The sequence below is a fragment of the bacterium genome, assembly GCA_037143175.1.
Lineage (GTDB): Bacteria > Verrucomicrobiota > Kiritimatiellia > CAIKKV01 > CAITUY01 > JAABPW01.
On record JBAWZF010000029.1, the window covers coordinates 1 to 25369 of the forward strand.

General features: G+C 53.0%; 21 protein-coding genes and 1 tRNA gene. 8 read left to right on the forward strand and 14 right to left on the reverse strand.

The features are described 5' to 3' along the window. The 9 genes from WCI03_09775 to WCI03_09815 form a co-directional block, all read right to left on the reverse strand. Positions 1-94 (reverse strand): type II toxin-antitoxin system prevent-host-death family antitoxin (locus WCI03_09775; GenBank protein MEI8140142.1); only part of this gene is annotated, 94 nt, incomplete at its 3' end. A gap of 294 nt (positions 95-388) precedes the next feature. Further along, a tRNA-Pro gene (locus tag WCI03_09780) sits at positions 389-465 on the reverse strand. A 265-nt stretch (positions 466-730) separates the two neighbouring features. Then, positions 731-2533 (reverse strand): DNA mismatch repair endonuclease MutL, encoded by a 1803-nt coding sequence (gene mutL, locus WCI03_09785; protein MEI8140143.1) that lies wholly within the window; start codon positions 2531-2533, stop codon positions 731-733. 5 nt (positions 2534-2538) lie between these two features. Continuing rightward, positions 2539-4032 (reverse strand): prenyltransferase/squalene oxidase repeat-containing protein, encoded by a 1494-nt coding sequence (locus tag WCI03_09790; GenBank protein ID MEI8140144.1) that lies wholly within the window; start codon positions 4030-4032, stop codon positions 2539-2541. Positions 4033-4097: 65 nt separating this feature from the next. Then, positions 4098-4511 (reverse strand): biopolymer transporter ExbD, encoded by a 414-nt coding sequence (locus WCI03_09795; protein MEI8140145.1) that lies wholly within the window; start codon positions 4509-4511, stop codon positions 4098-4100. Positions 4512-4532: 21 nt separating this feature from the next. Next, a complete protein-coding gene (locus tag WCI03_09800) occupies positions 4533-4964 on the reverse strand; it encodes a biopolymer transporter ExbD (GenBank protein MEI8140146.1) in 432 nt (143 codons plus the stop codon). 24 nt (positions 4965-4988) lie between these two features. After that, on the reverse strand, positions 4989-5825 hold the full coding sequence (locus tag WCI03_09805) for a MotA/TolQ/ExbB proton channel family protein (protein MEI8140147.1): 837 nt from the start codon (positions 5823-5825) through the stop codon (positions 4989-4991). A 54-nt stretch (positions 5826-5879) separates the two neighbouring features. After that, on the reverse strand, positions 5880-6668 hold the full coding sequence (locus tag WCI03_09810; protein MEI8140148.1) for a hypothetical protein: 789 nt from the start codon (positions 6666-6668) through the stop codon (positions 5880-5882). Between the two features lie 15 nt (positions 6669-6683). Beyond that, positions 6684-9524 (reverse strand): tetratricopeptide repeat protein, encoded by a 2841-nt coding sequence (locus WCI03_09815; protein MEI8140149.1) that lies wholly within the window; start codon positions 9522-9524, stop codon positions 6684-6686. Positions 9525-9718: 194 nt separating this feature from the next. Between WCI03_09815 and WCI03_09820 the strand changes: the two genes are divergently transcribed. After that, entirely contained in the window at positions 9719-10339 is a 621-nt protein-coding gene (locus WCI03_09820; GenBank protein ID MEI8140150.1) for a type II secretion system protein GspG, read from the forward strand. 121 nt (positions 10340-10460) lie between these two features. Here WCI03_09820 and WCI03_09825 read toward each other — a convergent pair whose 3' ends face one another. Next, positions 10461-11237, reverse strand: coding sequence for a tetratricopeptide repeat protein (locus WCI03_09825; GenBank protein MEI8140151.1), 777 nt, complete (start codon positions 11235-11237; stop codon positions 10461-10463). A gap of 33 nt (positions 11238-11270) precedes the next feature. Next, positions 11271-12734: a hypothetical protein gene (locus tag WCI03_09830; GenBank protein MEI8140152.1), complete on the reverse strand. Its 1464-nt coding sequence runs from the start codon at positions 12732-12734 to the stop codon at positions 11271-11273. Positions 12735-12882: 148 nt separating this feature from the next. Between WCI03_09830 and WCI03_09835 the strand changes: the two genes are divergently transcribed. The 6 genes from WCI03_09835 (at position 12883) to WCI03_09860 (ending at position 18298) form a co-directional block, all read left to right on the forward strand. Further along, positions 12883-13473 (forward strand): nucleoside triphosphate pyrophosphatase, encoded by a 591-nt coding sequence (locus WCI03_09835; GenBank protein MEI8140153.1) that lies wholly within the window; start codon positions 12883-12885, stop codon positions 13471-13473. A 48-nt stretch (positions 13474-13521) separates the two neighbouring features. After that, positions 13522-14952, forward strand: coding sequence for an NfeD family protein (locus WCI03_09840; protein MEI8140154.1), 1431 nt, complete (start codon positions 13522-13524; stop codon positions 14950-14952). 17 nt (positions 14953-14969) lie between these two features. Further along, a complete protein-coding gene (locus tag WCI03_09845) occupies positions 14970-15443 on the forward strand; it encodes an NfeD family protein (protein MEI8140155.1) in 474 nt (157 codons plus the stop codon). Further along, positions 15440-16645, forward strand: coding sequence for a hypothetical protein (locus WCI03_09850; protein ID MEI8140156.1), 1206 nt, complete (start codon positions 15440-15442; stop codon positions 16643-16645). The genes WCI03_09845 and WCI03_09850 overlap by 4 nt, the downstream gene beginning before the upstream one ends. Before the next feature lie 69 nt (positions 16646-16714). Continuing rightward, positions 16715-17752 (forward strand): flotillin-like protein FloA, encoded by a 1038-nt coding sequence (floA, locus tag WCI03_09855; protein ID MEI8140157.1) that lies wholly within the window; start codon positions 16715-16717, stop codon positions 17750-17752. 21 nt (positions 17753-17773) lie between these two features. Further along, entirely contained in the window at positions 17774-18298 is a 525-nt protein-coding gene (locus WCI03_09860; GenBank protein ID MEI8140158.1) for a hypothetical protein, read from the forward strand. Here WCI03_09860 and WCI03_09865 read toward each other — a convergent pair. The 3 genes from WCI03_09865 to WCI03_09875 form a co-directional block, all read right to left on the reverse strand. Beyond that, on the reverse strand, positions 18295-20103 hold the full coding sequence (locus tag WCI03_09865) for a response regulator (GenBank protein ID MEI8140159.1): 1809 nt from the start codon (positions 20101-20103) through the stop codon (positions 18295-18297). The genes WCI03_09860 and WCI03_09865 overlap by 4 nt on opposite strands. A 104-nt stretch (positions 20104-20207) precedes the next feature. Continuing rightward, positions 20208-21224 carry a DUF1573 domain-containing protein gene (locus tag WCI03_09870; protein ID MEI8140160.1) on the reverse strand — a complete coding sequence of 339 codons (1017 nt, stop codon included), beginning with the start codon at positions 21222-21224 and terminating at the stop codon, positions 20208-20210. A 124-nt stretch (positions 21225-21348) separates the two neighbouring features. Next, positions 21349-22209: a helix-turn-helix transcriptional regulator gene (locus tag WCI03_09875; protein ID MEI8140161.1), complete on the reverse strand. Its 861-nt coding sequence runs from the start codon at positions 22207-22209 to the stop codon at positions 21349-21351. Between the two features lie 100 nt (positions 22210-22309). On the opposite strand from WCI03_09875, the gene WCI03_09880 reads away from it, so the two are divergent. Beyond that, positions 22310-25366 carry a glycoside hydrolase family 2 TIM barrel-domain containing protein gene (locus WCI03_09880; GenBank protein ID MEI8140162.1) on the forward strand — a complete coding sequence of 1019 codons (3057 nt, stop codon included), beginning with the start codon at positions 22310-22312 and terminating at the stop codon, positions 25364-25366. Positions 25367-25369 lie beyond the last annotated feature (3 nt).

Below are 25369 nucleotides of genomic sequence, written 5' to 3' on the forward strand. Positions count from 1 at the left end.
TTCCGGTAATCTGTATCGTCTTGTGGGATTCCGCCACATCATCCAGAAGAGAGTAGAGTGATTTCCGCGCCTCGGTCGCTGTAAGTGTTGTCATACTAAATTCCTTTCGTACGCAATACCGTACGACACTTCATCGGTTTTGTCAAAATGTCTTTGGCGAACGCCCTTGAGCTGCGGCGCGGAAGCGCCGTCGCGCTCAAAGGGCTGGTTGGCCTTTCATTTCTGCAGTCGGGTGTGAACCCATTTTGGGTCTCACCGGCAATCAAGGACGGCTCGTATCCGAATCTTGTGAGAGACTTCTTTAATTTGTTTGAGCGGTGTGATATGGCGGGGCTAAAAAGAGGTCTCTCACTCACAAGGTTTCATGCAAGTCTGTGAAAATTAAAAGTGGTCGGGGCGGCGGGATTTGAACCCGCGACCTTTTGGTCCCGAACCAAACGCGCTACCAGTCTGCGCTACACCCCGAAAAAATGACTGACGAATCAATAATTTAGAAAAATCCCCGGGAAGGACAGTCTTTCCAAACCTCGTCAAAAAGAGGCAGAACCATAACAGCGCTTTTTATCCGCGTCAAGGAAATGCCCAACAGAAAAAGATTGCTGGAAAAGATTGCCCTAAAGGACCGGTTGTCAGGCATGTCGCGATACAGACTCAGAGAATGCCCGTGATTCTAAGATAGGCTGCATGGGCGTTTGAAACGGTTCCGATCCATTTGAACTTTTCCCCGCTCCTACTCTCTTCCAAACTTCCGGGCCAATTCCCTGAATGACGTGTAGATCAGGGTTGGCCGTCCATGGGGGCAGGTATAGGGCATTTCGGTTGAGGCCAACGCCACGACCAATTCTTCGACCTCCCGCAGGCTCAGACGGTCACGGGCCTTCACAGCGGCCTTACAGGCCGCTTGAGCAATGGCCTCCTCACGCCAGCGGGTATGACTGCCTCGCTCACCCAGAGTTTCAAGATGTCGGGCCATATCGATCAAGAGTTCCTGGATGTTCATGCCCTCCATCCCTTGCGGCAAGGCATCCACAACAAACGTATCGCCACCAAATTCCGAAACGCCCGCACCCATTTTCTTGATCAATTCAAGATTCTTGCGGACATACATGGCATCACGCGGCTGAAGTTCAACCGTCACCGGAGGCAGTAGGCCCTGACTCTCGACTGTACCCTTGTCCAATGACTGCAGGATCTCTTCAAACAACACCCGCTCATGAGCGGCATGGGGATCCATTACCACATAGCCATCCTCGGTTTCGAGCAACACATAGAGCCCGCCAATCTGCCCGATAACCCGACACCAGGTCCACGGCCCCTTCTGCGCAGGTGGCTTTACCCCGACTGGCGCAACCTCAGGGGCCGCCCTTTCCCCGGGATGAAGTTGGGGAGGTCTGGGTTCAATGGGGGGTAACCGGGGATAAGAAAAGACACGCGAGGGCGGAAGATCATCAATTTTAAGGCAAGGCAAAACCACCTGCTGCTCCTGAGCGGCCGCCGGTGCGGGCGCCGTAGCCTGCCCTGCCACAAACGCCGCACCCGCCCCAGACAACGCCGCGCGAATGGTGCCGATAATAGCGTCCCTCACCTCGGAAGGATTCCGGAACCGCACCTCCTTCTTGGTCGGATGCACATTCACATCTACCAACTCAGGATCTAGTTCCAGATATAAAAAGATGTAGGGATGGCGACCATCCGCAATCAGGGCATGAAAGGCCTCATTAATGGCATAACTGACCACCGGCGCGGTGGCGGGGCGCCCATTTACAAACACATATTGCTCGGTTCGATCACCCCGGGTTAATTCTGGCAAGCTGACATATCCGGACAACTTCACCTCACCGGAGGTTTTTTCGATCGGGCATAATTTCGCCACGATCTCTTTACCGAAAAGCTCACGAATCCGTTCCTTCGGGCTCGCTCCGCCAGCCAATGACCAGGAGCGACGCCCATCCAGCGTCAAGCTCATACCCACCGCCGGCCAGGCCAGTGCCTGCAACAGAAACATCTGCCGGACATGCACGGTCTCCGTCTGGGGCGACCGCAAGAACTTTCGACGTACGGGAATATTAAAAAATAGATCCCTTACTTCAATCATGGTTCCCGGCGGGCAACCCGCCTCCTTTACATCAAGAAGTTTTCCACCGCTGACGACCAACTCCGAGCCCTCCAGGTCATTATGACGGCGGGTCTGGAGTCGGAAACGGGCCACCGACGAGATAGCGGCCAGCGCCTCCCCACGGAAACCCAACGTGTGAATGTGCTCGATATCGGCTGCCGTATAGATCTTACTGGTGGCATGGCGCTCAATGGAAAGGAGCGCATCATCGCGATTCATGCCGGATCCGTTATCTGCGACAGAAACGAGACGGGTACCGCCCGAGATGACCTCCACATCAATTTGTGTGGCCCCGGCATCAATGGAGTTTTCCAGAATTTCCTTAAGAATCGAGGCGGGACGTTCGACAACTTCCCCGGCAGCGATTTTATTCGCGACATCGGTTGGCAGCAGTCGAATATGCCCGCCCTCGTTCATTAAGCTCAAATCACATCCACAACCACGTCATCAGACTTCGTGGCAGATGGAGCGGCCTTTTCGCCCTCGACATGCTTGAACGTCGGCAGATAGCGATAATAGACTTCCAGCATCAGACAGCAAAGCGCGGTGGTGTAAACAGCCCCACCATGATCGCCTCCCTCCCAATGCCCCAATGTCCCTTCCACGATTTGATTTTGGACCAAGGTCTTGGTAAATCGTGGATTCCATGAAGCCCAATCCTTTTCGCCCTTCTGGAATTTCGCCTGAGTGGCATAATACCAAGTATAAACAGGTTGCGTGGCCGCTTTCGCATCCGCATTTGCGCCGGGATTTGCTTTTTCAGCTTTTTTGCCACCAGCCCAAACACATGCCATATCTTCCAAGTATTTCAGAGCCGTACGTACCTGCGGCGCATTGGGTTTTCCCATCAACTGCAAACACAAGGTACCGGCGGATGTCATACTGGGAGTGGAATTGGGTGACGAATAACCAAACCCGCCCCCTTTGGGGTCGTATGCAATGTCTGTTAGGAAGTCCATACCCTTTTTGATGGCATCCTCAAGCTTGGGATTGCTGCAACCGGCCATTTTTGCCGCCTTCATCGCCTGAAATTGCCAGCCCGCCACAGATAAATCCCATCGTTCTTTTTTTGCATAACCATAGTCATAACCTCCGCCCGTCTGCTGCCCATCGACGATGATCTTGATGCCCTTATCCATCGCCTCCTTGAGCGCCATGATCTTGGTTAAGCCGTACCCCTCACTAATGGCATAAGTACAAATGGCATGCTCGTAAGAGTTCCCAGAAAAAGCACCGCTGGCTTGCTGCTTCGACACGACATACTTCATGGCTTTTTCAACCGTCTGCCCGAATTCCTGCGAGGCAGGGGTTTCGCCGTGGGCCAGAAAAGCGAGCAAGGCCAAACCGGTAAACGCAAGCGGAGCAGAAGCCTCCCCCTTGGAGAAAGAGCCATCGTCGCTCTGATTGGCCTTGAACCAACGCAAGGCTCTCAGCACAGCATCTTCGCCACGTGAGGATCCACCAAAGGCACTTAAAGCACCCTTGCGACCACCTGCAGTACGTCCGGAATACAAGCCTTTCATGACCAGAGGACTTTTAGCCATCGCGACTTCAAATCCGGCCGCCATGGTGGCATCCCCACTACCAATCCCTGCGCCCTCCGCATTTCCTGCTCCGGATCCCGGGGCATCGGAGGGGACATCCATGGTGCTCACTGTCGCCACATCCGGGCGCTCGACAGCCACTTCATCCTGTACAGGGGGCGGCTCGACCTTCTCAATTTCAGTTTTCATCACCTCTTCAAGCACATCCGCCTTGGTCTCCATCATCGTGACTTCAACTTCCGGCGCGGCTTCCGGTGGTGGCGCCGAGGCGAACACCAGTAACATCCCCACAATGATAACGTGGAAAATAACGGATCCGACGGGGCCCCAAATATGTTGTTTGATCAGTCGCTGTATTTGCGTTACGTCCATGTTGATATTCTCCTACCCCCTATTACGCGGAAGCACCAAAGCATTACAAAATAATTTCAAACTGCTCAGGCGCCACCGGAGCTGACCACCGAAAGGTTTGTCAATTTGAGTTTGGAACAGAGATCCAGAAGCTCGATCAACTTACCGTGGGGAGAATCGTTCAAGCACTGAATCAGAATAGTCTGTGTTTTATCCAGATCCGCCAGTTTGCTAAGCAGCGTGTTTAATCCCCGGCTATCCACCGCACGGTCATTAATGGTAAACCCATCAGGAAAGACCGTTACGCGAATCACCTTTGGAGGGGTCGAATTCTGGGTAATGGAGTCCGCCTGAGGACGAAATACGTCCAAATTGGTAACCACATCCACGGGCTTCGCCGTCAGGATGAAAAATGCCAGCAACTGAAACGCCACGTCAATCATGGCGGTGAGATTGAGCTCACCCGCCTGAAATGAATTTCTTCTACGTTTTCTGCCCATAAAAATACATCCTTCAACCGACTAGGCTTTTTCGGCTCTTTCCTTGAGTGCGGTGAACTTGATTTTCCAGATCTTGGCGGCCGTACAGGCATCCATGGCTTTTTTGACGGCCGAGTGTTTGGCTCTGGCATCCGCCATGATCAAGACAGGGACATCCCCTTTCCCCCGCGCATCAGCCCTCGCCTTGTTTAGGACGAGAGTCAACTCGCTGGCGGTAATCGGCGTACGACCAATCGACAGAACGCCTTTTTCACTCACATAAACCTTTACCGCACGGGGATCCTTCTTCTTTTCCACAACTCCGTTGGGAGCCGAGGCCAATTTGATCCGGTCATCAACCGCGCTTTCCTGCAAATTGGAGGTACAAACGAAAAAAATGATCAACTGAAAGACCACGTCGATCATGGCCGTCAGGTTACCATTTAATAATTCTTCTTCTTTTTTCTGGCGCATAGGATTATCAACTCCAAGGCCGATTTACTCCGAGACCACTTCAACGTTACGCAAGGCCTTGATCAGATCCAGCGTCAAAGCCTCCATTCGCAGGATACTGTTCATGGCGCGGTTCTTGAAGAAATAGAAGAAAATCGTCGCAGGCACCGCGGTACCCAGTCCGATCGCCGTCGCCCACAACCCGTGGGAAATGTTAACGGCAAGCATCGACTGCTGGGCCGCTCCGGCTTCCATCGTTCCCATCGTATAGAAGGCCATGATCATACCTTGCACGGTACCGATCAGTCCAAGCATCGGGGTAGTATTTGAGATAACGCTCAAATAGGTCACGCGACTGAGCAATTTTTCGCTCTCCAGATCCGCCGCCACACCAACCGCATCCTGAACCACTTCATACCCTTCCTCAACCTGGGCAAACCCTGCCTTGAGAATATTTGCAAGGGCACCCGGGGAACTGTCGCAATGCCCGATGGCCTTCAACAGGTCGCCCTGTTCCATGGAGGAACGTACATTGGCAATCAGATCAGGTGGCATAATTTTAACGTCCTTGATATTGACAAACGAATCAACAATCAAAGCCACACTGATAATGGAGCAGATAATCAACGCCGCCCAGATAACCATACCGAACCAGCCGGCACGGGTGATAATTTCCAAGAACCCACCCTCGCCATGCTTAGGAGCTGCCGCAGCCTCGCCGCCCTCGACTGCCAATCCACCATCCGGTGTCGCAGCAGCAGCCACTGCAGGAGCACCCCCAGCAGGTGCCTTAGCCTCATCAGCAGCCTTCGCCCAGTGGGCTGAACCCAAAACACAGAAAATCGCCATTGCCAACCCGACCCATACCGCTTTTTTCATCATGCCATTCTCCTTGCTACGTTTACGTTAAACATTCTTAAACATTAATCATCACACTCACCCGCCCAGCTTCCTTGTAAAAGGACTATCGGGAAAATTCGCTCTCAACCGCTTCTTCAAATCCTCCGCACGCGGATCGCGCATTTCTTCAAACAATTGCGCGGCCTTGAAAAGGGCTTCAGGTTGTGAGGCCGCCACATCCTCATACAACAGAATAGAGCGAAGGTAATCCAGTGCCGCATCATCACGCTTGCCATCTGCCTTGTTCATGTCCCCGCGCTTCACCAATGCCAAGGCTACCAGCGGACGAGACTCCCCCGAAATGGCTTCAGTCAGACTTTGTTTAAGTACGGCGTTCATCTGAGCGCCCGCCAAGGCAGTCCAATACAAACCATACTGCTCATCCGTCACCAGATTTCTGGCCGTGCCCGCCAGAACATCACCCATCACCTGCGCGCCCTTTTTAAAATCACCCTTGCCCAAGTACGCCTTCGCCAACAACTCACTGGCCATGCCATCCCATTGCAACCGCTTGTAGCGGGTGATCAAATCCTCGAGAATCGGGATGGCCGCCTCAAACTGCCTGGCGGCACAGGCTTGGACCGCCTTATCAAACTCGGCCGGTTTGGCGATATCCATGGAATCAACCTCATCCGCAGGAATCGACACCATTGCCCCATCAGCCTGCTCAACCTGATATTCTTGACGGCTCGGAAACCATTTAACTCGAAGTCCCTTGATTTCACTCCCATCGCTTTTCTTGAGGGTGTCGGCACAGAGTACACTTCGCCCCCCCAGAATCACACTCAATGCCCCTATTAAAATGATTATGTTTTTACGACTCATGATATCCTGACCTTTTTATCGTCCGGTTGCCAGTGTGGTCTTTGCGTCATCACGCCCCTGTCGCGCCTTATTCACAAGCCGCCCTTGCGGAAACTGCTTCAAATAGGTCTCGCACGTTTCAATCATGTCCTTGTACCGTCCGAGTTCCTTCATCAGAGGCAAGGCAGCCTCGAAAGCCTTCTCCACATAGGGGCGCACCTTCATGTTTGAATAATCTGCAAAATCAAGAATCTTAACCAAAGAGGCCATGGCGGGTAATTTTTCTCCCTGCATGAGCTGAATCAGCGCCATCTCATAGTCGGCATTAATCAGTATTTCCGGTTCCCGTGCATATTGGCGCACTTTCCCCATCGCCATATATGCCTTGTCAAAATACGGCTTAGCCTTCGCCACATCCGGTAATGCTTTCTTCGCCTGCTCGGCATAGGCACGGCTCAGCGCCATATTGATATCAATGAGATATCCGGACTTAGGATTCTTAGCCAGAAAATTGGTATAGACATTAATCGCATTGTCGTAATCCCCGACTCCGTTAAGCGCCTGTGCATACCCTACCGTAGCCGCCTGTAAAACGGAAGGTTCAGGCGACTTCATGGCTTCAGTAAACATGGCCTTAGCCGCCTCATACTCCTTTGCCTCCAGCAGCACCCGGCTTGCACGCAGGAACTGAGACGCAGAATAGGCCTTGGTATTGCCGAGCATCTCGGCATACACCTTAACCGCCTTATCCTTCTCCCCCATTGCCATCAACGCGTCTGCGCGCACAAAAATCGTGTTTTTAGCCTGATCGCTATTGGGATATTCCTTCACCAGCCGATCGAAACATTTACCAGCCTCATCCGACTTGTTTAGCAAAAAGTTCAGCGTCCCCATGGCCCCCAAGGCGGCTGGCGCCATTTCGGATTTCGGGAATTCCTTCAGGAAACTCTCATAGCCCTCGACGGCCTTCTGCTGATAAAGTGCAATCTGATTAGTTGGCTCACGCAACCGGGAATAACACTGCGCCTTTGAATAAAGAGCATACTCATAGACATGCTTTACCTTCAGCGTGTCTTCAGGAGTCTGGGCATACTTTGGTCCATCCTGCATAATCATCTTGATCAGGCGGGAATATTCATTCAATGCAGGAATAGTCATGTCTGCCGAACGATACGCATCCGCCAATCTCAATCGGGAGGCAACCATCTCGGGCCCGCCAAAGACCTGAGCGATGTAATTCGTTAAATAAGGTATGGCATTGGTGTAATCGTTTTGGGTCGTTAACACATAAGAGGCCCGGCTGAGGGCATCCGGATAGACCCGATGCTTGGGGTAATTCTCCATGATCCGCTGATAGTATTTTAAAGCATCAACCGTATTCGTTGCCCGCAGCGCGGCTTCGCCCTGACGGAACATAATGGAGGGAGCTTTGGAATGGTTGGCGAAGCTGATGAAAAATAAGTTATAGACTTCATCAGCTTTCATCTGTGCCCGCCGCTCTTCATACAGGGAAGATATCGACAGCAAAGCATTTCCCGCCTCCTCATAGCGGTTCGTAGTCTGACAAAAACGTTCGGCCAAAAACTCAGTCATGGCCCGCGCAAAAGGGGCATCATTAAGTTCGATGTAACTCCTTGCCAATTCACTTACAGCCAAGGGCACACCCCTGAAATCATTCGCCATCCCAAGCACTTCAAGATATTTCTGGGAAGCCGCCTTGTAATCCTGATTCTGGAAAAGCATCCGCGCCTGCTTCAACTGTTCCGCCACCAGCTGTGTATCATTACTCGTCGGCCGCTTAAAGACTTTACCCATACTCTCAAGGAGATCGGCAATGCCATCGGCCCGCCGACGCGCCTCAGGTGCCCAGCTACTGGCCGGGTATTTCTGTGCCACGGTATAGAGTTGCCCCATGGCCTGAGCAAACAACTTGATGGAATCAGCCTCCGTCGCTTTATCTTTCACCTTCTCGCGGGCGTCTTCTTCAAGCAACGAGCCAAGCAGAAACTTACACTCCGCCATCGGGCTGAGGCTCATGTTTTCCCCGGCATCACGCAGCATATTGTCCACATCGTTCAGCATGCCCATATAGTCCGTGATTGCCTTGCGAGCCAGATCTTTGTTCCCGTTCACCAAGTGAACGTGCGCCAGAATCACTACGGTCTTGGCAAACCAGAGATCCGTCCCCTTCCACTGAACGTCATTACATATCTTGATGGCGTCAGCGAGGAGCGCTTTCTTCTTATCCGGAGCCGTGCCGGGCAACTCCGCCACACGCAGCAAGAGTTCAGCCATCTCCGTTTTGACACGCCGCTCAATGTCGGTTGAATTCAATGGACAGGTCAAAACCCGGCGATACGCCTCCACAGCGCCAGGCAGATCGCCGGAGAGCATCAACATTTGGGCAAATTTATAGGCAGACTCTCCATAAAGTCGGGCAATTTGTTCCGGCGGTCCCTTGGGGAACTGCTTGAAAAAGCCCTCATAGATCCGCTGAGCGTCCTTCATGCGTTGCCAGGCATAATACTGATCACCAAGGGCAAGCTGCATGACCATGGTTTCAGGCGCACCGGGAGGCAAAGTCTTAAGAAACGCTTCCGCCTCATCAAATTTACCGCGGGAAGTCAAAATTTCCACACGCACCTTGGCCGCCTCCGCCTTGGCGTTTGGATATTTCACAATCAACCTATCCACGGCCTTTTGGGCATAGTCAGGAAACCGGAACTTGATCAGCTCGGACGCAAACTTAAGTTCAAGCTGCGTTTCTGTTTGTTCATCAGCAGCCGACGCTGAAGTGGCGGCCAAAATGACCACTAATCCAGTCGCCAACTGACGCACCGCCCAAAGGCCCAGTATATAGAGCTTTTTAGTCACCATGGTTTTTCCTTGTTACCAAACCACTCCAATCAAGTCAAGAATTCAGAAGTTAAAATTCTTAAAAAATACTCCCAAATCCGCGTTCTCAGCGCCAAATTCACACCAAATTCTTCTTTTTCTTTCTATTTGTCGGCATACCCCCACTAAAGTATATTCCCATTAATCCGGAATACATTACAAGAAATCAACTAATTATGAAATTTCGTTGCCCCCATTGCCACCACCTTTTCGAAACTTGGGAAAAGGCTCACTGTCCGAACTGTAAAAAAGGGTTGCGCCATCCTGATAAATGGAAAACACCCAAATCGGAAAAAGCCAGACGGGAAGGCATTCAACAGCGCCTGCCGAGTACTCAGGATCTCCGTAAACCCATTTGGATGGTATTTTTAACCCGTCCCCGCTTCTTCGTCTGGGTACTCGGCGGTTGTATACTCGTAGGCGGGGTGATCATCTCATCCAGTAAAAACGTGACAAGACCCTACCAGCCCCCCAGCAAAGTGATCCAAACACGCAAAGAGTTGATGGTCATCCGTACGGCTTTGGAGTGGTTTCGGATTCACTGCCAAAGATTCCCTACGACCGAGGAGAGCCTAAAGGCACTTGTCAGAGATCCTGGAATCCACGGCTGGAAAGGATTTTATCTCGAGGCCCTTCCGCCAGATCTTTGGAATCATCCGTTTGTATACTCCAGCAGTAACGACACCGTCCGCCTCTCCTCCATGGGCCCCGACGGGAAACCCGACACTGCGGATGATGTGCTATCCCCGCCGCCAGACTATAAAGCGCTCATGAAAAGGCTGGCGAAAGACAAATGAGAAAAACAGTGGGCAGTCAGCAGTTGGCAGTAAACAATGCACATAAAGAGAGGGAAGGCTAGCACGTCTAAAAAGCCACCAACTGCTTGCTGCCCACTGACTACTGCATACTGACTATTGACTACTTCAGCTTCGCGGCAAATTCGCTGGTTTTGTAGTCTTGCAGAAGAATCTTGCGCAAATCTGCAGCGCGTGGATCTTTGGCATTGGCTTTCTCCAGCAATTCCGCTGCGTTGTAAAGCGCTTCAGGCTGAACGGCCTTTTCTCCCTTGAAAAGCGTCACGATCTTCAAAAAGTCAGACAAGGCAGCGTCTTGATTTCCATCCTGCAGATAGGAATTTCCTCGAATCAAGTAAGCGGCGGCAACCAGATCCGAAGGTCCAGTCCCCAAGGTCCGGTTCAAATCCCGTTCCAACTGCTTGATATCCCCCGTTTTCTGTAAAGCCTTCCAGTAGTTCATCTGTACTGAAGCAGGCATGGTTCCGCCAGCCGTAAACACCCGATCCATAGCTTCGGACGCCTTTTTGAGGTCATTCATTTCCACGTAACACTGGGCCTGCAGCTTCATGGCATCGACATCCCAACTCAACTTCCTATAGGCCTTGATCATCCCATCCAACACGGGAATGGCCTGGGCATACTGTCCCGAGCTCACCAATTTTTTGGCCTGATCAAGCTCGGCCGGTCTATCAATGTTCATCGACGCTATCTGGTCTTCGGGAACCGGCATACTGGCCCCCTCATTAATCACCAGATAATCACGGGTATCTTCACGCCACTCAATGGATTTACCCGTCACAGTGCGCCCGTTTTTCATAACAATCACACTCGCCTGGGCCGCCAGGGCTAATCCGCTACTCACGACCGCCGCCGCCACAAGAATTCTGCCGATGTTCATTGCTTTCTCCTTACCTTGTCAGATTTGAAGATACTACCGTCGGCCTTTTCCTTTGGGCCGCGCCATCTGCACTCTAGCAACCGCCGTGGCTGGCACCGCCATGCGCCCATCGGAAAATTCAATCACATGTCCCTTTTCAACCAACCACTGAACCTGACGTTTGAATTCCGATTCCCGGGGATTCGTCGCCTGCGCCACCGGCTCAGCGGGTGCCACAACTACGGCAGGTTCCTCGCCCGCATCCACCACAGGAGTTTCAACCGACACAGGGACGTCAACGCCCTCACCCGCAGGAGCCGCACCCGGCACCAGTTGGGCGAAAAGTTCTGCTTTGGTACATCCCGGGTTGGCGGTAACGAAATCAAGGATCTCACGGATTCCTTCCACGGCATGAGCGGGATCAATGGCACTGGGGGCGACCGAAGTGACAAACGTAAAGCCCCCTGCTGCTTTAAACGTATGCAGGCCTAGATGGCGGAAAGCCAACCTTAAGGTCACGGACAACTTCAAGGGGAAGCGGGATTCTTTCTGCCAGGCCTCCTCGATTACCTTACGCAAGGAACCGGGATCCATCGCATGGGCAATCACACCGGACACCACCACGCTCCGTGACTCCTTGATGGCGCCCGTCAGACAATGCTCACGGAAATAGGCTTCCGCATCGGTAAACCGGGTAAATGTTACAGCGTTTTCGTTCTCGCCGAACTGGTACACCGTCTGCTTGCACATCTCTTCTTTCCACTTCTCAATCACTGCCGGATCATGAATTGTCTCAATCCGCTTGCGATAAGCCTCCATCGGCATATCCGCAAAACGCGAACGATGCACTTCCGCTACCTTGTCGTTATATCCATGGTAATTCGACGGGCCCAGTAAGATGCTGGAAAGACCGCATTTGGCAACACACACAAAATTGCCTTTTGGCGCCTCAACTTCTTTGACTTCTTTCTTGCAAAACTTCTCGAAATGCTTTGCAAACACATGGGCGCCAGCCGCTTCCTTATCCAGGAAGATCGTCTTGCAATCCGTGCATTGGAAAAAAGAAAAATTCTCGAGCGTAGCTGGCGCATCGATTTTAATGAGATAATAGTCTGGCTTGCTAAGGAACAGCGCCGCCACTTCAAATAATGAATACGCACGTCCGGAACGTCCCAACCGGTGAGCCAACGGCGTCAGGCCGCGACGTTCAGGCAAAAAGGTGACTTCCAGTGACGCCAACCGCTCATCCATGGGGTCGGGCTTGGGTTGAGGCAGGGCGAAATCACTACGCGGCCGATCTCGGAATTCAGGCCGACGGGCACCCGAACTCGGACGCCGATCTGTACGCTCAGGTCGTTCACGCCGCCGGGAATCATTCCCACGGTCATCCCGCTGTTGACCATTAAAACGGTCTCCCCCTCCTGTTGGCCGTGCATCGGGAGGCCGCCGCGCCCAACTGGGAACGAAGTTTAAATCAATGATCAATTGCTCTTTGTTTTCGGATACCGGTTCAGTCATAGCTGGGCATTATAGGTGTAGAAGTCGATTTTTCAAAACGGTTTTTTTATATATATGCATCGAGCGCAGGGTTCAGGGTTCAAGTCTCAGGCCGGAAAGAAAGAATCTCGACACAAAAATAAGACAAAAGTACCATGTCCCTGCACCTATGAACCTCATCTTGGCCTCAAAATCTAAAGGACGCGCCGCCCTCCTGAAGGCGGCAGGGTATCGATTCCGTCAGATTCCCTCCCAGGCTGCGGAACCCGTACCGGCAAAAGGTGAAAATCTAGAACACTACGTGCTATCACTTGCCTGCCTGAAAGCGGAGGCCGTAGCGCGACGTTATCCACGCGCCATTGTCATTGGCGCCGATACCGCGCTGATTCAGGGCCATAAAATCATTGGCAAACCGAAATCCCTGGCCGATGCCCGCCGCATGCTCGCCCAATTGGGCCGCCAGCCACACCGGATCAGCAGCGCGGTCTACCTGATTATCCCTTCAAACACCAAAGGCAGGCAACCTCGTTTTGTTAAACTGGTGGAATCCGCCACGGTGACCTTGAGAAAATGGACTCCCGCCCGCATCCACAAGCATGTCGCCCTCACACAACCGCTTGACTGGGCAGGCGCCTATGCAGTACAGGACCCCCATTCTGCCGCCATTGTCCGACATATTGAAGGCGATCTGGCCCCGGTGATCGGACTCCCCCTAGAGGCTTTGATTAAGGCGCTCAGATATACGGGAACGAGAAAATAAGGAGTCACCCCTCGACACAACCCCTGCTTGCCCATATAATCCGATGACATGAAAACGATTCAACTCTTCATCCGTTTGCTCACACTGGCAGCCCTGACGATCGCTCCGCAATGTGCTCAAGCAACGCCCGACTGGAGTCAACCAGCCCCGACCGGCATGGTTTATATCATCCCTATACATGACGTGATTGACACCGCCTTGATCTATGTCATCCGCCGCGGTCTCAATGAAGCCGAAGACGGTGGCGCCGAGGCCATTATCTTCGACATTGACACCCCGGGCGGACGGGTGGACGCCGCCGAGGAGATCCTGAACATGCTTCGTGGCGTTAAAACCCCCACCTATACCCTGGTCAATCCCAATGCCATCTCGGCCGGCGCGATCATCGCCATGGCAACCGATCACATCTATATGACCCCCGGGAGTAAAATCGGGGACGCCATGCCCATCATGCTTGGACTCACCGGCGAAGTTCAACCCATGCCGGAATCGGTGGAAGAGAAATCGGTATCCTATGTGGCCGCCATGATCCGGGCCGCCGCCCAACACAGAGGCCATGACCCCCAACTCGCCGAGGCCATGGTGCGACGTGACTCGGAATATAAAATCGGAGACGAAGTCATCTCCAAGAAAGGCCGTCTCCTCACGCTCACTAATAAGGATGCGGAGCGGCTTGTAGGCCCGGAAAAGCGCCCGTTATTATCTGCTGGCACCGTGGAGAACCTCGCAGCCCTGCTGAAAAAAATCGGCAAAGAAAATTGCGCGCCCATTGAGCTGAAGGTGACCTCCGCCGAGGAGATTGCTCGTTTCATTGAATCGATCTCGATCGTCCTACTCGGGCTCGGACTGCTCGGGCTCTATATTGAGTTCAAAACTCCGGGCTTCGGCCTCCCCGGCATTTCAGGAATCTTCCTGCTCGCCATCTGGTTCTGGGGATCCCATATTGCCGGCCTGGCAGGCATGGAAGAAGTGGCCCTGTTCCTTCTGGGTGTCATCCTGTTATGCGTGGAATTATTTGTTTTTCCAGGCGTGATACTGCCGGGAATTATCGGGTTAGGACTGATCATCGCGTCCATCCTGATGGGAATGACTCAGCACTACCCTGGAGATCCCTGGTATCCAACCCTGCCAGCCATCACCACTTCGGCTCTTCGCTTAACCCCTTCATTACTTATCACTCTTGCAGGCGCCGTACTGGCGGCTACATTCCTGCCCAAAGCCCCGCTCTTCAATAAACTCATCCTGAACGCAACCATAACGCCCCAGACGGGGGACTCCCGTTCCGCCCAAAGCAAGTCCGTCAGAATCGGTCAACAAGGGATCGCAGAAACCCGCCTGAATCCGGCGGGAGCCGCCCGCTTCGGCGACTTACGACTGAATGTGGTATCGCGGGGTGATTTTCTCGAACCAGGCGATAAAATCGTGATTGCCGAAACCCGGGGAAACCGCATAATCGTTGATCACCTGAAAAATGTCTGACCAAAGGAGCCTCTGAAATGGATAATACGACTTGGTTGATTACATTGTTGCTGGTGGGGACATTCCTCATCGGTGCTGAAATTTTCATTCCCGGCGCCGTGGCAGGCACGATTGGCGGGGCCGCCCTGTTTGGAGCCGTCCTCGTTGCCTTCAATATCAGCAACACCTTGGGATTCTACACCCTTTTTGGCGTCTTTATTCTGGTGGCTCTGACGACCATCGCGTGGATCCGCCTCTTCCCAAAATCAGGAATCGGACAAAAAATGACCCTGTCAACCGACGGCAAAAACTTCAAATCCACTGATTCACGACAGGCCTTACTTGGTAAAACAGGCGTTACCCACTCTGATCTCCGGCCGGCCGGATTCGCCCTGATCGACGGAAAGAGGATTGACGTTGTATCTGAAGGCGGACTGATCGACAGCAACGTCCCCATCTGTGTAATCAAAGTTGAAGGTACCCGGATTGTGGTGCGAAAGGTTGAGGCATGAATTTCCGATTTCTCGTAATCCTCCCTTTGATCTTCATCACCTTGCCAAGTGTCGCCATTGATTTCCGGACGGCCAATACGTACACGCTGTCAGCGAACCAGACCCTGACCAATGAACTCTGGATGCAGGCGCGCACCATCACGCTGGCCGGGATAGCGGATGAAGACTGCTTTATTCTGGCTGACAGCATGGGCCAGAATACCGCGACAAACCCCCCCACGCTCCGCCTTCCGGGCCGCTTCCATGCTGACATCTGGGGATTTGGCGAGACTGTCGAACTCTCCGGAATGGTATCCAATAATGCCCGTCTTGCCGCCGTCAAAACCATCATCATCACCAGCGACGTGGGACATAATCTGATGGCCTTCGCCCCCACAATCAGTCTTGGAGAGAATTCAAAAGTATGGGGAAGTGCTCTTCTGGCAGGACAAGACATCATCTTAAACGGAACCATTAAAGGAGGTACCAGCGCCTATGGAACCAAGGTGACCCTGACCGGCAAATTTGAGGGTGATCTGCATGTCACAGCCAATGAAATCACGGTCATGCCCGGCACCGAAATCAGGGGGAATTTTTACTATCAAATGGAGGGGGATCTCGTCCTCGATTCCGGTGTTTTGCTCGAAGGGAAAATGATCAAGCAGGAAGCCTACCTACCGACCCCCACCCCGCCTTCTTCCACCCTGATGCTCCAATTGACGCTCCTTTGCGGAGCCATCATGGTCGGCATGGCGTTTGTTTCGCTGATGCCTGGAATTACCGCTCTCAGCGTACACAAGTTGTCAGAATCCTTCTGGCGCTGCATTTTGTTTGGGTTCATCGCATTTGCCCTCGTGCCACTGATTGCCGTTTTTCTGATTTTTACCGTAGCTGGCATACCGCTTAGCGTCATTCTGATCCTCGCCTATACAATCCTGCTCTATGTCAGTAAAATTATCGTGGGCCTGTTCATGGGACATCTCATTATCCGGAAAAATGCACCCGTTCCCCCAAATCTTCTTTTTCCCGTCATGGCACTCGGGCTTCTTGCCCTTTACGCCGCCACCAACCTGCCGTTTCCCTTTGACATTGTGTTCTGGTTCGCTATTACTCTCTCGGGAATGGGCGCGTTGGTAAGCGCCATACTGGATCGCCGAACGCCTGTTCTGGTATCCTGTCCCGTGGGAGGGGAAACCAAACCGCCTCCGATTACCGGCGCCTGACCGCAGAATGGGATTTGATTTATTTTGGAAAAGTTCAGTTAAGGAAAATAGAAATCGAAAGGAAATGTTATGCAAAACGTAGCCGGAATCATCGTCATATTAATTGCAGTTATCGCCCTCATTATGCTTGGGGTGTTTTTCTATTTCATCAAGGTCTGGGTGCGAGCCCTCATGTCCGGTGCCCGGGTACCGATGCTGACCCTTGTCGGGATGAAACTCCGGCACGTCCCACCCACACTCATCGTGGATGCCCGTATCCGGGTAATCAAAGCCGGACTGACATTGTCATCCGACCTGATTGAAGCGCATTATCTTGCTGGTGGTGACGTCATTAATGTCGTCAACGGGCTGATTGCCGCTGACAAGGCCGGCATCGACCTGACCTTCCAACAGGCGGCCGCCATCAACCTCGCTGGACGTGATGTTCAGGAAGCCGTACGTACCAGCGTCATTCCGAAGGTCATTGACTGCCCCGATCCGCAGAAGAGCCAGGTTTCCATGCTTGATGCTGTGGCTCGCGATGGTATCCGCATGCTCGTCAAGGCCCGTGTCACCGTACGTACGAACCTGAACCAACTTGTCGGTGGTGCCGGCGAAGACACAATCATTGCCCGTGTAGGACAGGGAATCGTCAGCGCAATCGGATCTTCTGCCACCTATAAGGCGGTACTGGAAAATCCGGATGCCATTAGCCGCCGGGTGCTTGCGAGCGGGCTGGACTCACAAACGGCCTTTGAAATCGTGTCGATCGATATCGCGGACATCAGCGTAGCGGGCACGGGGGCCAAGGATGTCGCCAATGTTGGCGCCATGCTGGAAACCGAACGAGCCGAGGCCGACAAAAAATTGCGTCAAGCTGAAGCCGAAGGCCGACGCGCCATGGCGGTCGCCCGGGAGCAGGAAATGCGCGCCCTGGTTCAAGAGATGCAGGCTCGCGTGGTTGAGGCTCAAGCAGAAGTTCCCCGCGCCATGGCCGAAGCTTTCCGCAAGGGTAACCTCGGCGTCATGGACTTCTACCGGATGCAGAATATCCAATCCGACACCGATATGCGTAAAACCATCGCTGGCGAGCCTCATGACCAGCAACAGAAACCCGTTCAACTGTAAACCATCTGCTGGCAGGGCAACATGAATCTGTTTTTGATAGCCGCCTCGGATATGGATGTGATCATAGGCATCATCGCTGTGATCGGGTGGATTCTTGCCCAGATTTTCGGAAGAAAGAAAGGTGACCCCTCCCGCCAGGAGGGATCGCCCTCAGAATCCAGCCCCCCTCTTGATCCCCAGGATGAGTTGCGCAAGTTTTTTGAGGGACTGGAAGAGAAGGTAAAGCCCCCGGCTCCACCACAGCGCCCTGTTGCTCCGCCCCCGCTCCACCAAAAAACACACAGGGAGAAATCGGTTCGTCGCAGTCATGAGCCGCAAATGGAGACCCTGTCTTCACAGATTCGTGGAGAAAATCAGATGCTCGAATCTGTCACGGCCTTTCAGGCAACGGTCGTGCAGCCAGCCCTTACACAAGGATGGAACAAACCCACCCGCTGTACATCGGCTATGCCCGAGTTACATAACCCCACAACCCTGCGAAAATTCATCATTGCCAATGAAATCCTGGGGAAACCTGTCGCTTTGCGACAAGGCCAAACCTCTTAAATTTTCAGAATCCGTTCATCGAAACGTCCGGCTCGTTCCTCACTTGCCGTCAGATAGGGCTCAGTTTCGTACTGGCCTACACCCTGTAAGCGGTGCAAGACAGTCGCAACATCTTCGGTCGCCGCCTGACATTCCTGAATCATGGCTCTCATCTCTGGCGAAACCTCAGCGCGTTTCATAAGATCCAGATACCCTCGGATAATGGTCGCCGGCTGGCCCAGATGATGACAGGCCGCGCCTACCGTTTCCACCATCACACGTTGTTGTTCAGCTTGAACCAAGGCTTTTGACCGGGCTTCAAGGATCTTAACCTTTTCGGTCCCTTGATTAAGCACAGCTCCGAGCGAGCGTTGTATAGCGGCAAAATCCTCACTGGAATGACCCGCTGTTACCGTCGGAGCATCCCCGCGCGATATTTCCTCAAGATATTGCCTCAACCGGCTGACCTCAATCGTGTGGCGCGCCAATAACATCACGCCTAAAGCCATCAGCGTCACAATGGAAGGCAGAAGAAAGTATAAGGTCTCCAAATCCAATGTGCGGGTCATAATGGCATCTCCCAGCACATACGCAAATGCCAACAAGGGAATCACCGCCATCAACGCAACCGCGACAACAAATTGCTGCCGTGTCCCCAGGGACAGCAGGGATCTTTTTTTTCGATCAGCGGGTTTCGAGGTAAACGCGCCCAGATATCGGCGAGACCGCTCTATCGGAATTGAAGCCGAGGCGTCAATGAGCCCGGACGTCGGCTTTATTCCGACAGCCTCAGGCAACACCACATACAAAAACGCTGGATCACCATTCATTAATGGCACCCGGAAATCGCCGCCATGTGCCGCTGATACCAACCGGCAATAGGTGAGGCCAAGCCCGTCCGTTTCCACCGCCGGAGCAGTAGGCCCCCCTCCGCAGAGGACCATCAATTTGATCCTCCCCGCCAGCTTTTCAATGCGTATCTTCACCGTTTTTTCCGAAGGTTTTGCTTTGATTGCAATTCGAATGAGATGCCGGATCACACGGGTCATCTGGGGTTTATCGCACAGCACTGTCGCGCCATCGCCTTCCACGGTCAATGTCATCCCCACCGCCTGAGCAGATTCAGACAGAGCCTCTGCAATATAACGCGATAACAGCAAAATATCGCACGGATGTTTATCAGGCAACTCCTCCCCGGCCGTCATTTTACGCACACTCATCAAAAATTCGATCAATTCCTCAAGCGTCTCTGTTGCACCGAGCGCTTCATTGACAAACTTGGACGCATCGGCCTTAAAATGTTTTGGGGTTCCACCCCCTGCCATCTCGAGAAGATCGGCCAAACCAGTCAGGGGTGTTTTCATCTCGCGAACCACGAGTTGGGTCAATTCAGAACGAACCTCTTCCAGTTGCTGAATCCGGGCCGCATCCTGCTTTAATTCGCAAGCCTGCCGGGTTCTCACCACAGCGTTACGCAACCGGATCGCCAATTCATCACTGTCAAATGGCCGGGTGATATAGTCGTCTGCACCACACTGGATCGCTCTCGATCTCTCGGCCTGGTCACTAACAGGCGAAATAACCAAAAGACTGATCAACGCGGTTAGAGGGTCATTTTTAAGAGTGCGACACACCTCGAAACTGACTCGGTCGGGCACAACATTAACCAGAATGACATCGGGCGAAATACTTTTGGCAACGTACAAAAGTTCTTCAGATGACTTCACTAGGCGAAGTTTAAAGCCATAGGAAGCCAGCAGTTGAACCAGCTCAGACTCGGCCTCATCACAGCCCAAAACCAACACATGCCCATTTTCAGAATTCATCGTGATACCCTTGCCGTAATTCCTGCAAGCTTAGAAGCAGCCCGGCCATCCGTAAAGGGAAATTAGTTCTCAAGGGTTCAAATGGGGTTGTCTTTGATGTACCCCTATCGGACCGCCATGACTTTGAGCGGAATCGAGAGTTCCTTCAGGGAGTCCAAATCCGTTTCAATGCGGATCGACTTCCCATCCAGACCCATCAGAGAACCCCAAGTTTTGATTTCCAAGCGACACCGATCTGGCTTCACGGAGATAACCGCGTTGGTCATACCCTCCCCGGGCAGTTCCACCTTCGTGACTTTAAAAGGTTTACCTGCCGGGGACCAGAGGCTGACCCAAACCGTTTTGGGCTCGTTTGTGGCGGAGGGAAACAACAACAACTCGGCCGGCGCAGGCACAATATCTCCCGCCACAAAACCAGCGACAGGAATGGATAGCATTTTCATCTGCGGATGATCGGTCTCCACTTCCACTGCCGTCATAAAAGTCCCCAACTTTCGGGCACCAGGACAAGCAATCCTGAGAAGATACTGTTTTCCCGCCTCACGCGGCTCAAACGAAACGGTCACTTGAGGGGAAGCGGATTTCACCGAAAGTACTTTAAAGGTATTGGTCGATACGGCCGTCAGCAACACCTCACGTTCAAGCAGGCCTTCCGAACTAATCGTTCCGAAATGGACCCCCTCTGGCTGAGCCTCTATTGGCACCATCACCACGCCATTGAATCCCAGCCGCACGATTCGATTCTCAGAATCATCGGTCTCAACATAAATCGACTTATTCTGACGCCCACGCCGTCCTTTAAAATCAAGCACCACATCCACCGTGGTTGCCAGTCCCGGGGCCAATTCATTCGTAGCCACCTGGGCCGTGGTACAACCGCAACTGGGACGCACAGCGATTATTTTCACCACACGCCCGCCCTGATTGGTCATTACATAACTGTGTTTCACCACCGCTTCAGGATACACAACCCCAAAATCAAAGTTCGAATCCATACAAACAACACCGGGGTGATTGGTTTGCCCCTCCGGTTGAACCTGACCTGCCTCAGAGCACACACACACAACCGGAATCAACCCCATTAGAAGATTGCGTCTTGCGAACAACTTTTTTGTATTCATCCATACCCCGTGATTTATATATTTGCTTCATCTTCCTGTGCAGATTGCATAGTGTCAATAACTTCAAGGACGAAGCCGCCAGTTTCGTGGACACGGCGACGGAGGTTCGCATCCAGAATCATTCCTACGGCATTCCTCGAAAGCGGGAGGGGGGGGCACCATATACGCGACTAAACTGGCGCGAAAAAGCGAACTCGTTAGGATAGCCGAGGGCAAAGGCCACCTCTTTGACGGTCACATCCCCCTGAGTCAACATAGACCGCGCCCGCTCCATACGGCGCCGGATGCTGTAGTCGCCCGGGGCCATACCAAACCTGTCATGAAACGCTTTACGGAACACCTCATACCCAAGGCCCAATTGTGCGGCTAATGCCGGAAGTTTGATCCGCCGAGAGGCGTCGGCCGCCAGCGCACGTGCGGCCTCATCAAGCGCCTGAGCGTAGGGATTCGGCCTGCTTCGGTGTCGGTCCAAGGCATAGATATCGGCAATCAACGCATGTGCCAACGCCAGCATCCGAGGCAATTCAATTGGAGGCGCGTTACGGAGATCATGAAGCAAGGAGTCAAACCGCTCCACCAGAGCCAGACTCAAGCCGGGCACCAACACAGGTTTATTCACATCAAGGCTGTTCATTTCAGCCAGCGTTTCACAAAACGCCTGACTGATATTGACATAACACTCGGCCCAGACTGCGGTGTCGGGATGAATCGTACTGTGGGTCCGTCCCGGCAGTCTCTGAAAGAAGCACCCGGGGAAAGTGGAGTACTCCCGCCCGGCCCAATCAATATATGTCCCTTCCCCCCGCAAAACCAGAACCCCGCTATATTGTGGGAAAACAAAATTTCGATGTTGCCCGCGCCCATCCAACTTCATCATAAATCCACAACCCAGCGTGGTTCCCTCAGGATCGTTCCCTCGCATTGCTCGATGAACTATCTCATTCCGGTAATAACGCTCCGGTAGACGGACAACATCTCTATTCATGACTGCTCCATACCAAATATGATATGCACAATACCACCCCTGATATGGACTTCAAGACCTCTATGCGATAGGTTTCAATGTTATTTAAAGGAGTACCATCATGGCTAAGCAATTGAAAACATCTGTCCGCGACTGGGAAAACCTGCAACTACTTCATCGGAATCGCGAGACCGCCCGCGCCACTTTGATTCCCTTCGCAGATGAAAGCAATGCACGCTCTGGGGATCGGCTCAACTCGCCGTTCTTCTCCCTGCTGAATGGCGACTGGCAATTTCACTACGTCACACGCCCGGAGCTTACCCCTAACGGGTTCGAAAACCCGAACTTCAATGACTCCACCTGGAAATCCATCCCGGTGCCCTCCAACTGGCAAATGCATGGGTACGATAAGCCGGTTTACACCAATGTGAATTACCCCTACCCCATTGACCCGCCGTTTGTACCGAACGAAAACCCCACCGGCTGCTATCGCCAGAAGTTCACGGTCCCCGCTAAATGGGAAAACCGTAAAACGTTTATTGTTTTCCAGGGCGTGGATTCGGCGTTTTATGCCTGGATCAACGGACACCCGATCGGTTTTAGTAAGGGAAGCCGTATGCCGGCGGAATTTGATATCACCCCCTTCCTCAACGCCGGCCAAAATACCCTAGCCGTCAAGGTGCTGAAGTGGTGCGACGGCAGCTATCTGGAAGATCAAGACTGCTGGAGACTTTCCGGCATCTTCCGGGATGTTTATCTTCTGTCCGTCCCCACCGTCCATATCCACGATGTTTTCGTTCGCACGCCTTTCGACAAACGCCACAAAAACGCCATGCTGGAATTGGATGTAACCCTCCGCAGTTTAATCTCCACGGCCACCGGAAAATATAGTGTCAAGGCCGCACTGGTGGACAATGAGGGGAAAACGATTTTGGATGAGACTGTCGCGGACAATGTCCTTATCAAGCCGAAATCAAGTGCGGTATTACCGTTCTGCGCCCCCGTAACCGCCCCCAAAAAATGGACAGCGGAAACCCCGGAATTGTACACCTTATTCCTGACGCTGCGCGATGCTCATGGGGCAGTTCTGGAAACCACCCGCCAACAGATCGGCTTCCGTCAGATTGAAATCAAGGCGCAACAACTTTGGATCAACGGTGTCTCCATTAAAATCCAGGGGGTTAACCGGCACGATACCAACCCTGACACAGGCCATGCGGTCACACATGACAACATGCTTCAGGATATAACCCTGATGAAACGCCATAACATCAACACCGTTCGCACCTCGCATTATCCCAATGACCCCCACTGGCTTGAATTGTGCGACAAGTACGGGATGTATGTGATTGATGAAGCAGATCTGGAAACCCATGGGTTTGGCTATGATGCACCGGACATTCCCGCGCGCGTGGAAATGTGGAGGGAGTCCTTTGTAGACCGCGCCGTGCGATTGGTGGAACGGGATAAAAACCATGCCTGTGTAATCATGTGGTCACTCGGTAACGAATCCGGCTTCGGCCCCAATCATGTCGCCATGGCAGAATGGATCCGTCAGCGTGATCCCTCGCGGCCCATCCACTACGAAAGGGACGAGAAGGCGGAATGCACCGATCTGGTAAGCCGGATGTACACCGATGTGCCAACCCTCATCCAGGAGGGACAAAAGGAAGATCCCAAGCCGTTCATCCTCTGCGAATATGCACATGCCATGGGCCAGGGTCCCGGCAGTCTGAAGGAATATTGGGAAACCATCCGCAAATACCCGCGCCTGGTTGGGGGTTGCGTCTGGGAATGGATGGACCATGGAATACGCATGAAAACGCCGGAAGGTATTGAATGGTTCGCCTATGGCGGAGACTTCGGGGATATGCCCAATGACGGCAATTTCTGTATCGATGGGTTGATCGCACCCGACCGCACGCCCCATACAGCACTGGTAGAACTGAAACATATTCTGGCACCAGTAAAAGTAGAGGCAGTGGATGCGAAGGCGGGCAAGTTCAAAGTTACTAATCGTAATGCCTTCCGCAATCTTTCCTATCTTGCAGGAACTTGGACCGTTTCCCGCAATGGAAATATTGCAAAACAAGGCAAGCTTCCCCCGCTGGATGTATCCGCCGGGAAAAGCATGGCCATAACGCTGCCGGTTAAGCCATCCGCCATTGCCGCAGGGGGCGAGGCGCACGTCACCTTCAATTTCACTTTGAAGCAGGTAGCAAGCTGGGCTCCGGCCGGGTACGAACTGGCATCCGCCCAAATCGAATTGCCAGCGAAAACACAGGAGTGGCTTGCAACTGAGGCGCGTCCTGATGCCCTGGTCAAAATGACCGAATCTCCAGCAGGAATCGTCGTCCAAGGTAAAGCGTTTAAAATCGTGGTGGACAGGTTTAGTGGAGCCATCCTTGATTGGCGCTGGGGACACCAGCAGCTCATCGAGGAGGGACCTAAGGTCCAGTTATGGCGCCCCCCCACTGATAATGATGTTCATCAAGCCATTGGATGGAGAAACGCGGGTTATAACCGGATGGTTCCACGCATCGAAAGCATCAAAACCCGCCTCCTCAAGAATACGGCCGTGGAGATCAAGGTTCAGAGTGTATTGGCGGGCTATCAACTCTCGCCTCGTTTCCGCCTTAACCAAACCACCACCATTCAAGGCTCCGGTGATGTAACCCTCACGACCAGCATCAGCCCGGTGGCAAAGGATCTCCCCCCCCTTCCCCGCTTTGGACTAGAGTTGATGATGCCCGCCGGGTTCGAGCAGGTGGCCTGGTACGGCCGTGGGCCGCACGAAAGTTATGCGGATCGCAAGGAAAGCGCACCGGTGGGGATTTATTCGGGAACAGTTGACGAACAATACGTGCCTTATGTCCGACCGCAGGAGAATGGCAACAAGACGGATGTACGCTGGTTGGCACTCACCAACCGCCGTAAAACCGGCCTGTTAATCATGGGGGATCAATTACTTAACGTGAGCGCGCTTCATTATTCGATCAAGGATCTCTCCAGAAGCAAACACGCTCACGAACTCACGAGGATTCCTCAAACTGTCGTACATCTGGATCATGTCCAGGCAGGCTTGGGCAGCCAAAGCTGTGGCCCCATGCCCCTGCCTCAATATCTGATTCAGCCCAAGCCCATGGAGTTCACAGTGCTGCTCAGGCCCATTAGTTGAGGA